This window comes from Cylindrospermopsis sp. CR12 (assembly GCF_001432185.1).
Taxonomy (GTDB): domain Bacteria; phylum Cyanobacteriota; class Cyanobacteriia; order Cyanobacteriales; family Nostocaceae; genus Raphidiopsis; species Raphidiopsis raciborskii.
Map to the genome: position 1 here is coordinate 1 of NZ_LMVE01000057.1, position 2,545 is coordinate 2,545.

Sequence of the window (2,545 nt, forward strand, 5' to 3'; positions counted from 1 at the left end):
CTCAGAACTATGGTTACAAGTTCGGACAAGAGGAAGAAACCTACAACATCGTAGCAGCACACGGTTACTTCGGACGCTTGATATTCCAATATGCTTCATTCAACAACAGCCGTTCACTACACTTCTTCTTGGCAGCATGGCCAGTAGTAGGAATCTGGTTTACAGCACTGGGTGTAAGCACCATGGCATTCAACCTGAATGGATTCAACTTCAACCAATCCATCATTGATTCTCAAGGACGCGTAATCGGTACATGGGCTGACGTAATCAACCGCGCTAACGGAGGTATATCCCCAGAGCGATTGGTTATTGCTTCGGGGTTGTTGTTTTTGTCACGCACATTAGGACAGATCACAGGTTTATCGCTGATAGGTATTCTATTTTCTATTTTGACTTATACTCACACCCAAGCTAAATCTCCTATTGATGTTACAGATGCACCTGTTGAAGCATTATTGTTTGCCGTGCAGATGAGTTTTCGCTTGATTGCGCCAATTCTCATAGCTGCAACAATTATGGCAGTTGTGTTGTGGTGGCTAGAAGGAAGGAAACAGAGAAGTTAATTGATTATTCTTTATCATTCCCCACTGAGTCAGATATTTCAGCATTTTTACTTAGCATTTCAGTTAAATATCGAGCTAAAATATAGAACCTTATGTCAACAATTTCCCGAAAATTATATGGATTTGACTATTTGCGAGTTATCTGCTCTTTAATAGTTGTTCTCTTGCATGTTCAATATGAATTTTCAAATCATTTCCATTTCACGCCAATCGAAGAAGTCCTGATAAATTCATTCATTTATAATTTTGGCTTTCTCGCAGTTCCTGTATTTTTACAGATTTCTTTATTTCTTTTTTATTTGAACCTTAATATCAAAGAAAAATATTTCAAAAAAAGGATAATTGATATAACAAAAATTTATGTTCTATGGTTTCTTATATATCCAATTTTTATCAAATTAGTTATCGAACATGGAGAATTACCCTCATTAAATTTTCTATCTATTAACACCTTCATTGCTTCTGGGGGACATACATTAATATATTTTTTATCCGACCTGATATTATTAACTGCCATCTCAGGATTATTAATGAAAATAGGTTTGTTGAAAAATAAATATCTTGTGGTTTCATTTTTATTAATTAGCAGTCTAATTGTGTTTTTATTGCCATTTATTAGAATTTTCCCCCTGGCTTTATTAAATATCGATATGACTCAACATTGGAATCCTTTAAATTTTATCCCCTACATATTTTCTTCTTACCTCTTATATATGCAGCTAGATAATGAAACTAATTCATTAAATAAAATGTCTGTAGCAACGTGGTGTGTCATCTTGCTAATCCTATGTTGTACAGTAGTAATCGAGTGGAGATATCTACAAGGTTATGACTTCTGGGAAGATCGACTACTTTTGCCAATTTACTCGAGACTATCTCTAATTATTTCTGCCTATATCGTTAGTTATTTGGCTATTAATTATTTGTCATATCCACCACCTGTCTTCATACAATTAATTTCTAATTGTTCTCTAGGCATCTATTGTATTCATTATATTTTAATAGATATAGCTGTTTGGGTTTATCCCCAAAATTTAGAATTTTCTCCATTACCAGATTCAATTATTTTTTTGATGATATTTGCTTTGATTGCTATTATCACAATATCCTTGACAAACTTCACGAAAAAAATTAAATTTCTTGAGAAGTATTTATAATCATTTTTGCTCAAACTGTGGTAGACACCGCCACAAAATGCCGCGAAGGAGTTTACGTTTGTCCTGAATGTGGACACACCGAAAACAGAGATCGCGGCAAAAAATCTAGAATGATGGTTTGAAGGAATTCAGATTCCGATTCGTTCGGATCAAACGGTAAGCTCTACCGAGATAGCTTACGGAAAACGTTTTCCGTCATTTGACAATCCAGTTATTCCAAGGGGATGGGAATGAAAGGGGCGATCGCCTGTAGGAGAGGGAGTAAAAATACGAGCATCCAATAATACTTAAATCCCACATTCCGCACTTAAGCTGTAACAGATCAAAGAGGATCCTAATGTAGTACATAATAACTAAAATTACAGGGATTTTTATGTAGTTAAACTCCAAAATAAGATAAGCTATAATACAGCGGTTTTCATGTAAATAAACCACAATGATTGAACCAATTAAGCGCATCCTCTGCTGTAATATAATTTACTGCACTTGTCATGGACTCATTTAGGGCTTCTAATGTTCGTGCCTCCCGACTACGGAGAAATTGCTTTAATTTTGACCAACACAATTCTATCGGAGATAAGTCTGGAGAATAGGGGGGTAAAAACTTAACTTTTGCACCGACTGATTCAATAGAGTTGTTGGGTAATAAGCCAGAATATCCCTGAAAGGCTTTTCCGACAAGGATTTCGGGAATTATACCGTGAAATCCCTCAAAGCTAGATTGCATAAGGATTGCTGGTATTTTAATCACTATTTCGCAACAGGTCTAATTGACAATCTCACGCGCTCGGGATAATGAACCTTTTAAGTCTAATGTAGATGTGT

General features: G+C 35.4%; 1 protein-coding gene and 2 pseudogenes. 2 read left to right on the forward strand and 1 reads right to left on the reverse strand.

The window, feature by feature from the left end:
* Positions 1-290 (forward strand): annotated as a pseudogene (locus tag ASL19_RS16680) (photosystem II q(b) protein); the annotation flags it as partial.
* A 365-nt stretch (positions 291-655) separates the two neighbouring features.
* Positions 656-1,720: an acyltransferase gene (locus tag ASL19_RS07650; protein ID WP_057177885.1), complete on the forward strand. Its 1,065-nt coding sequence runs from the start codon at positions 656-658 to the stop codon at positions 1,718-1,720.
* Positions 1,721-2,251: 531 nt separating this feature from the next.
* On the opposite strand, the pseudogene ASL19_RS18550 reads toward ASL19_RS07650, so the two are convergent.
* A pseudogene (locus ASL19_RS18550) lies at positions 2,252-2,354 on the reverse strand (transposase); the annotation flags it as partial.
* Between the last annotated feature and the right edge of the window lie 191 nt (positions 2,355-2,545).